The sequence below is a fragment of the Mesorhizobium sp. genome (assembly GCF_024509055.1).
In the GTDB taxonomy this organism is placed as follows: Bacteria; Pseudomonadota; Alphaproteobacteria; order Rhizobiales; family Rhizobiaceae; genus Mesorhizobium.
Window position 1 is genome coordinate 21,612 of record NZ_JANINM010000360.1, and the last position, 8,593, is coordinate 30,204.

The 8,593-nt window shown below is 66.3% G+C and carries 7 protein-coding genes and 1 riboswitch; of the genes, 1 reads left to right on the forward strand and 6 read right to left on the reverse strand.

Translation table 11 applies throughout. The features are described from left to right. From Q0L57_RS15335 to Q0L57_RS15355, 5 genes are read right to left on the reverse strand one after another with little or no spacing between them, the layout of a single operon-like run. The gene (locus tag Q0L57_RS15335) at positions 1 to 630 is read right to left on the reverse strand and encodes a precorrin-8X methylmutase (RefSeq protein ID WP_296743947.1); all 630 of its coding nucleotides are present in this window, start codon (positions 628 to 630) and stop codon (positions 1 to 3) included. After that, complete coding sequence (gene cobG, locus Q0L57_RS15340) at positions 630 to 1,841, reverse strand: precorrin-3B synthase (protein ID WP_296743949.1); 1,212 nt, start codon at positions 1,839 to 1,841, stop codon at positions 630 to 632. The genes Q0L57_RS15335 and cobG overlap by 1 nt, the downstream gene beginning before the upstream one ends. Then, complete coding sequence (gene cobN / locus Q0L57_RS15345; protein ID WP_296743951.1) at positions 1,790 to 5,038, reverse strand: cobaltochelatase subunit CobN; 3,249 nt, start codon at positions 5,036 to 5,038, stop codon at positions 1,790 to 1,792. Before cobN ends, cobG begins: the two co-directional genes overlap by 52 nt. Further along, positions 5,038 to 6,072 carry a cobalamin biosynthesis protein CobW gene (gene cobW, locus Q0L57_RS15350; RefSeq protein WP_296743953.1) on the reverse strand — a complete coding sequence of 345 codons (1,035 nt, stop codon included), beginning with the start codon at positions 6,070 to 6,072 and terminating at the stop codon, positions 5,038 to 5,040. The genes cobN and cobW overlap by 1 nt, the downstream gene beginning before the upstream one ends. Then, entirely contained in the window at positions 6,069 to 6,443 is a 375-nt protein-coding gene (locus Q0L57_RS15355) for a DUF1636 domain-containing protein (RefSeq protein WP_296741709.1), read from the reverse strand. Before Q0L57_RS15355 ends, cobW begins: the two co-directional genes overlap by 4 nt. 103 nt (positions 6,444 to 6,546) lie before the next feature. Beyond that, positions 6,547 to 6,772, reverse strand: a riboswitch (cobalamin riboswitch). A gap of 40 nt (positions 6,773 to 6,812) precedes the next feature. On the opposite strand from Q0L57_RS15355, the gene cobO reads away from it, so the two are divergent. Further along, on the forward strand, positions 6,813 to 7,469 hold the full coding sequence (cobO, locus tag Q0L57_RS15360) for a cob(I)yrinic acid a,c-diamide adenosyltransferase (protein WP_296743954.1): 657 nt from the start codon (positions 6,813 to 6,815) through the stop codon (positions 7,467 to 7,469). Between the two features lie 47 nt (positions 7,470 to 7,516). On the opposite strand, the gene cobD is transcribed toward cobO, so the two are convergent. After that, positions 7,517 to 8,482, reverse strand: coding sequence for a threonine-phosphate decarboxylase CobD (cobD, locus tag Q0L57_RS15365; RefSeq protein ID WP_296743961.1), 966 nt, complete (start codon positions 8,480 to 8,482; stop codon positions 7,517 to 7,519). Positions 8,483 to 8,593 lie beyond the last annotated feature (111 nt).

Sequence of the window (8,593 nt, forward strand, 5' to 3'; positions counted from 1 at the left end):
CTATTCGCTCCGACTTGCCAGCGCGTTCACGGCGGCGACGGTGATCGCCGAGCCGCCGAGACGTCCCTCGACCGTCAGCGCGGGCGCGGGGGGAGCGGCCATCAACGCCGCCTTCGATTCCGCCGCGCCGACGAAACCGACGGGGCAACCGATGATCGCGGCCGGCCGCAGACAGCTTTCGTCCTCCAGCATGTTGAGAAGATGAAACAGCGCGGTCGGTGCATTGCCGATGGCGACGATCGCGCCCCGAAGATACGGCCGCCACAACTCCAGCGCCGCCGCGGAGCGCGTGTTGCGCATCGACTGCGCGAGCGCGGGAACGGCGGGATCGCCGAGCGTGCAGATGACGTCGTTGCGCGCGGGCAAACGCGCGCGCGTGATGCCTTCCGACACCATCCGCGCATCGCAAAGAATCGGCGCTCCGCTCTGCAAGGCGTCGCGCGCGCGCTGCGCCATACCGGGCGTGAAGCGGACATGCTCTTCGAGACCGACCATGCCGGCCGCATGGATCATGCGCACCACCACCCGCCCCTCGTCGGCGGAGAAGCGTTTCAGATCGGCCTCGGCGCGAATGGTGGCGAAGGATTGCCGATAGATCGCAGCACCGTCGGTTTCATAGAGGTGCGGCATCAGGGTCCTTCCATCAACACATTGGGATTCGCGACGATCGCCGCGCCGCTCAATCCGCGCAGCGCCGGCATGTCGCGCGTCGTGCCGTTGCGGATAACATCGAATCCGTCGCGCGTCGCGACCAGCGTGATAGACGCCGCGCCGGCCTGCGCGCAACCTTTGGCGCAGCCCGAAACATGCAGTCGGGCGTCGGCCGGCAGGCGCGGCGCAAGCGCGGCGGCGAGCGCGCGGGTATCGGCATGCGCCTCGCGACAGGCCGGCGCGCCGCTGCACGCGACGACGCGCAGCAACGGATCGGCGGCGCGCGTGACGAGGCCGTCGCAACGCGGCAATTCGTGCGCTCCCTCGGCCAGGATCATGCGCCAGGGCGTCAGGCGCACGCCACCCGCGCTGCCGGCAAGCGCCGCGAGCGCGGTGTACGTCAGTTGCCCGAAGGCGACGCCGACCAGCACGCCTTGCGGATAAAATCCGGGGGTCGGCATCGGCATCGCGTGCGCGGGTCGGGCATCGCCACACAACTCTGTGGGAAGTTGCGCGCCGGCCGCGAGATGTGCGGCCATCCGCCCTCGCCCGGCGCGCGCGCCGCCAGTTTTGACGAACCATGCCGAAAGCGCAAGCGCCGCCTCGATCGCGACTGCGCGCGTGACGACGCGGCCACGCTCCGCGCCATCGGCGCGCACGATCAATTCGCCATTCTCATCGCGCTCGATACGAATGTCGGCCGATGCATCCGCCAGCGCGCGTTCCTCTACACAATCGACCGCGAAACCGAATTTACCCGGCAGATCGAGCGACGACGCAATAAGCGCCTGCTCAAGTTCCGCGGCAAGTGCGCTTGTTTCATCGTCCATACGCCAGAACGGCGTCACCAGACTATTGCGCCGCGCTTCCGATTCCGGATCGTCATCGATCAGATTCAATCGCGACAATTCCTGTACCAGAGGCAGATGGCCGTCGTCGCTCACGCCCCTTATTTGAAAATTGGCGCGGCTGGTGAGATCGATCAGGCCGTTGCCGTAGCGATGCGCAAGCTCGGCGATGCGCATTGCCTGCCGCGCGTCGAGCCGTCCGCCATACGGGCGGATGCGCACCAGAAGCCCGTCGCCGGAGCGCATCGGCCGCAGCGCGCCGGGACACCAGCCCTTGATCGCGACCGCGCTCACGACACCGCCCGCAATGCGGCCGCGATCGAATTGCGCCGCGTCTTCCACAGCGAAGCGTCGTGCAATCGCGCGAAGCAGGTTTCCATCGCTGCGAGCGCCACCGGATTCTCGCGCGCCATGAAGGCTCGGACGTCGTCGCTGCCGAGCGTCGCATCGTAATAGAGATCGAACAGGTGCGGCGGCACCGCGTCCGCGAGATGTGCGAAGGCCGCCATGTGTTCGAGCGTCGCGACGATTTCGGCCGCGCCGCGAAAGCCGTGGCGCATCATACCCGCGGTCCATCGCGGATCGGCGGCGCGGGCGCGCACAACGCGCGCGATTTCTTCCGTCAGCGTCCGCGCATGGAGTTGATCCGGCCGCGTGGCGTCGAGGTGATAGAGCGCGGGCGCGGCCTTGCCCAGCCGCACGGCCGCCGCCGCGACGCCGGCCTCGTGCGCAGCGTAATCGGCCGCGAGCAGCAGATCGGTTTCCGGAAGGTCCTGCACATGCACGAACGCATCGGCGGCTTCGAGCTTCGCTTCGATGCCCTCGCGATCCAACGCGGTCGCGCCGTCGGATGCAACGGCCCATGACGACGCCGACAGCCACGCCTCGCCGGCTGCATCGCGCCCCTCGGGCGTGAAGTCGTCCTGCATCGATGCGAGGCCGACGCCGTAATGTCCGGGACGCGGGCCGAACACGCGCGCGGTGCGGTCGCGATAGGGATTGTTGTCGGCCTCCCCTTCACGCTCGGACAACGCTTCCGCGCCCGACTGGAACAGTTGCGCGAGATTCGAAAACACATCGCGGAACAGTCCGGAGACGCGCAACGTCACGTCGATGCGCGGACGGCCAAGTTCGGCAGGCGCGAGAATGTCGTAGCCGACGACGCGGCCCGATGCGTGATCCCAGCGCGGCGCGAGGCCGGCGAGATGCAGCGCCATCGCGAACTCCTCGCCCGCCGTGCGCATGGTGGCCGAGCCCCACAGATCTACCACGATCCCCTTCGGCCAATCGCCGTGATCCTGAAGGTGGCGGCGCAACAGTTCCTCCGCGAGCTTGACGCCCTGCGCATGCGCCGACGGCGTCGGCACCGCGCGCGGATCGACGGCGAATAAATTGCGCCCGGTCGGCAGCACGTCGCGGCGTCCGCGATGCGGCGAACCGGCTGGCCCCGGCGCAATGCGTTTGCCGTCAAGTGCGGCGAGCACTGCATCGCGCTCGGCCTCACCACAAGCGCCGCGGCCGAACACATGCAGGCCGTCGCCGAACTGGCTCTCCTTCAGATCGCAGACAAAGCGGTCGATGCGCGGAATGGCTTCCGCAGGCGCGGCCGTTTCATCGAGGCCGAGATCGTGTTCCAGTCCGGCACTGCGCGCTTCGTCGCGGATCGCGCCGATCAAGCGCTGCCGCCGCGCGGGATCGAGACCGTCGGCGGTGGAATATTCGTCGAGCAGCCGTTCGAGCCGGTGCAAATTCTCAGGCAATGCGGATCGCGCCAGCGGCGGCGGCAGATGACCGATGGTGACCGCACCGATGCGGCGCTTGGCCTGCGCCGCTTCGCCCGGATCGTTGACGATGAACGGATAGATCATCGGCAGATCGCCGATCAAGGCTTGCGGCCAGCACGCTGACGACAGCGCGACGGATTTTCCGGGCAGCCATTCCAGCGTGCCATGCGCGCCCATGTGAACGACGGCGTCGATGCGCCGCGTCCTCAGCCAGAGATAGAACGCGACATAGACGTGACGCGGCGTGCGTGCGAGATCGTGATAGTCGGCCTCGCGCGTGACGACATCGCCACGCTCCGGCTGAACCGCAACCACGGCATTGCCGTTTTGAATCGCGGCGAAATGGAATTCGCCATCCAAGCAACAGGGATCGTCCTCTGGCATGCCCCATGCAGCCGCGAGCTCGTCCTGCAATTGGCGCGGCAATCGCGACAGTTCGGCGCGATAGTCCGCGACGCCCCACGTCAGCTTTTGCTGCAACAGAGCGTCGCCCAGTTTGTTTGTCACCCCAACATCGAAACCGGCGGCGGCGAGATCGCCCAACAGCACCTCGACCGACGCCAACGCATCGAGTCCGACCGCATGCGCGATCTGATGCGGGCGGCCCGGATAGCTCGACAGCACGATCGCGAGATGTTTCTCAGGCGCAGGCGTCGTTGCGAGCCGACGCCACGCCGCGACGCGCCCGGCCGCGGCATCGATGCATTCGTCGTCGGCGCCATGCGCAAGACGGGAGAATTGCAGATCCGCATCGCGCTCGCTCGGCGATTTGAAACTCACGACGCCCGCGAATACGCGCCCATCGACTTCCGGCAGCACGACATGCATTGCCAGATCGCCCGGCGAGAGGCCGCGTAATGACTCGATCCATTCATCACGCCGGGCCGTCGAGAGCGCGACCTGAAATACCGGACAGGATGCGCTGTCGAACGGCGTCGCGCCGTCGTCGCCGGTCGCGGAAAACGCGGTCGCGTTGACGATGACCGCCGGGAGCCGTTGCGCGAAATGGTTTCTGAACCAATCCGCCACGCCTGCCGCCTTCAACGAGGTGACGAACACGCCGTAAGCGTCGAAGCCTTTGTCGCGCAAAGCGGCGATCAGTGCGTCGACCGGCGCGGTGTCGGCGGCGGTGAGATAGGAGCGATAGAACGTCACCAGCGCGCGCGGTCGGGCCTCGGCATCAGGCAATGCAGCTATGACGCCGCGCGCGGGATCGTAAAGACCGACGTCCGGAATCTCGATATCGCCCGTGATCGGCCCGGCATAGAAGCCAGACGCCAGCGCGAGCTGCGCGATTGCCGCCTGCGCCGCGATCGTTCCGCCTTTGTCGGACAGCGCTTTCAGCAAACGCAGCGTCGAGACCGGCAGCGTCGAGAGTTCGTCGAGACGCAGATCGTCGCGGCCATCGGCGGGAAGCACTGCCAGCGCTATGTCGCGCTCCTTCGCCAGCCGATGCAGGGCGGCGAGACCATACGACCAGTAAGGTTCGCCGCCGATCACACGCACCAGAATGCCGCGCGCATGCGACAGCGTGCGTTCGATATAGGTATCGACCGACAACGGATGCCGCAGGTCCGCAAGATTGGCGAGCCGCAGCGACGGCAGAGTCGCGCGGCCGCGCCGCCATCCGGAGGCAAAGGCGGCGAGATCGCTGTCCGAAAACGAGAGCGCGACGAGATCGGCCGGATCCTGGGCCAAGTCCCGTGGCGTCGCAGTCTCCTCAAGACCGCGGCTCTCGCGAAAGACGACATGCATCAGAGAGCAAGTCCCGACCTGATGGCAGCTTCGTCGATGTCGCCCTGCTCGCCGATCACGACCAGTTTCGATTGCCGCGGCGACGCGTTCCAGGGCTTGTCGAACTGATGCCGCACGCGCTCGCCGACCGACTGCACCAGCAGCCGCATCGGCCTGCCGGCAACTGCGATATAACCCTTCACGCGCAGCACGTTCTGCTCGCGCGCGAGGCGCTGGATCGACGCGACCAGCGCATCGATGTCGTCTACTTCGGGAAGATCAACGACCACCGAGGCGAAGTCGTCGTGCTCGTGCTCCTCCTCATTGTCGTGATGAGAGGGTCGCGCGGCGAGATCGTTTTCGGCGGCGGCTTCAAGTCCGAGAATCACGCGCGCATCGACCGCGCCGTCGACGACCGGCAGCATCGGCACGCGGCGCGGCATCTCGGCAGCGATGACGGCCTTCGCCGCATCCACTCCTTCCGCGCCGGCGAGATCGGCCTTGGTGAGCAGCACGATGTCGGCGCAGGCGATCTGGTCTTCGAACACTTCCGACAACGGCGTCTCGTGATCGATATTGTCGTCGGCCGCGCGCTGTGCGTCGACCGCAACGGGATCGGGCGCGAAGCGTCCGGCGGCGACCGCTTCCGCGTCGGCCAGCGCGATCACGCCGTCGACCGTGATCCGCGAGCGAATCTCCGGCCAGTCGAACGCCTTGAGCAGCGGTTTCGGCAACGCCAAACCCGATGTCTCGATCAGGATGTGGTCGGGCCGCACTGGCCGCGAAAGCAATTGCTCCATCGCGGGAATGAAATCATCCGCCACCGTGCAACAGATGCAGCCATTGGCGAGTTCGACGATGTTCTCCTCAGGGCAATTGGCGTCGGCGCATGTTTTCAGGATCTCGCCGTCCACGCCTTCGCTGCCGAACTCGTTGACGAGCACCGCGAGCTTCTTGCCGTTGGCATTGGTGATGAGGTGCCGGATCAGCGTCGTTTTTCCCGATCCGAGAAACCCGGTCACGACCGTCACGGGAACCTTGGCGAGTGAATTCATTCTGCAGCCTCTTGCGCGATTGCGATTGGGGGAATGCGGGCAAGCGATTGCTTGCGAAAAATTTCGGGCCGGCTGCGCCATGGCACAATGCCATCGGGTGCCGCGGCATAGGCGGCTGCGCCCGCCACGACGTCGGCGGCGTTCGCTTCGGACAAGCGGCCGTAAACATAGGACCATCGCCCCGGCGCGCTCAGCGCGACCGAACAGCCCTGGCTGCAAGCCGAGAGACATTCCACCGGCACGACATCAACGTCCTCCGGCACACCGCCGGCGACGATCTCCGCGTGCAGACGCGCGCCGGGCGTCGCCTCACCCTCTTGCACGGGCTGGCCGGCGCGGCAGGTAATGCAGACATGAAGCGTGACGCCCATCGCCCTTCTCAAACTCTCGCTCGAAGTTCTTGGCGGAAGGCGATGAGGCGCGTGAACCGGCACATACACGGTGCGCTCCCCGTCGCGGAACACCCCGTCCGCCGGTTTCAGATGCAGTGCTGGCAGGTCTCCCGGCTTGCGGAGCAGGCTTTTGCCTTCGATCCTCGCCTTCCCACCTGTCAGGCAGTGGCGTTGAAGATCTCTCCGGTCACGGTCGCGGGGGCGGCAGCGATCAAGGCTCGCGTCTCGATATCCTTCGAGTCCCGAAAACCCTGTCGCATTCCCTTTTCACCTGTCGTAGGACAGGAACCAGCACCGGCGCACCATTTGCCCTGCCCAGCGACTTGTCAAGCTCAAGGAATGCATGAGATGACTTCGGAACAAGATGCCGCCGCGCATGAGGAAATCAGCGCGACCGGCGCATCGCAGGAGACCGGCCACGCCGAGAAGATGGCGAAGATCAAGGTCGCCCGCGACCGGATGATGGCGACCAAGAGCGGCGAGAAGGGCCTCGTCATCGTTCATACCGGCGCCGGCAAGGGAAAATCATCCTCGGCCTTCGGCATGATCGTGCGATGCGTCGCGCATGGCTTCCCCTGCGCTGTGGTGCAATTCATCAAGGGCGCGTGGGACACCGGCGAGCGGCGGCTGCTCACGGACCATTTCGGCGATCTCTGCCAGTTCCACGCGATGGGCGAAGGCTTCACATGGGAGACACAGGATCGCGCCCGCGATATCGCCGCCGCTCAAGCCGGCTGGGACAAGGCCAAGCAATTGATCGCCGATCCGCGCCTGCGCATGGTGGTGCTCGACGAAATCAACATCGCGCTGCGCTACGACTATCTCGACATCAATGATGTCGTCGCCTTCCTGAAAAACGAAAAGCCGCCAATGACGCATGTCGTGCTCACCGGGCGCAATGCGAAGCAGGAGCTGATCGATATCGCTGATCTGGTGACGGAAATGACGCTGGTGAAGCATCCGTTCCGCTCCGGCATCAAGGCGCAACCCGGCGTCGAATTCTGACGGAGCCGCCCAGCGCAAACGCTAACTCGCATTTCGACCACCGACCTTTAGCGAGACAGCGCGGCGGCGAGGCGCGACCATTCCGTTTCATCGCCGGGCAGGCCGAGGCGCAGCCACCCCGGCTTGTTCGGAAAGACGCGCGACCAGATCCGCGCGCCGGCGAGTCTTTCCTGCGCGGCCGGCCCGTCGCCGGTCTCGTAAAGGCGGAACAGCGGCGTGCCGCCAAGCAGCGTCCAGCCCGCCGTCCTCGCCTGCGCATCGAGCCTGAGACAATCTCGCGCGAGGCGGGCCGATGTCGCCTTCGCCCAGGCGTCATCAAGCAGCGCGCGACGCCCGATCGCAATCGCAGCGCCCGAAACCGGCCAGGGACCCGCCATCGCCCCCAGCGCCGCGATGTCGCGCGGGCTCCCGATCGCGAAGCCGAGCCGCAGGCCTGCGAGTCCGTAAAATTTCCCGAACGAGCGCAGGACCAGCAGTCCCGCCCGCTCCGCCTCGGACGCGACCGACAGGCCGGGAACGGCGTCCGCGAAGCTTTCGTCGACCATGAGCCGGCCGACGCGCGGCAGCAGCGCCAGCAGATCGCGCGGATCGTGGCGTCGTCCATCGGGATTGTTGGGATTAGCGACCACCGCGAGATCCGCGCCCGCCAGCGCCTCGAGATCGGACACCTCGGCGATTTCCCATGCCGAAGCCGACAGCGCAGCGACATATTCGTTATAGGTAGGCGCGAGAATGCGCGCACGACCGCGCAGCGACAGACGCGGCAACAGTTGAATCGCGGCCTGCGCGCCCGCGACAGCAACGATCGGCGCCGATGCGCTGTAGGCTTGCCGCGCGGCGTGATGCAGCGATTCGATATCCGAGCGCGAAGGCAGCGCGTTCCACTGCCGCAACTCCACCTCCACCGAAGGATAGGGCCGCCGGTTGATCCCGGTCGAAAGATCGATCCAGTCGGACGCCTCGCCGCCGAAACGCCGGATGGCGACATCGAGGTTTCCGCCGTGGTCGCGCATCCGGAATTCCCTCACTATCGCTCCCGCAAGCCCATACGCCTTTTCCCGTCTAACCCTGATGCGCAAGTCCGTGATCGAGCGCAAGCCCGACGCCACCGATTTGCTTTTGTC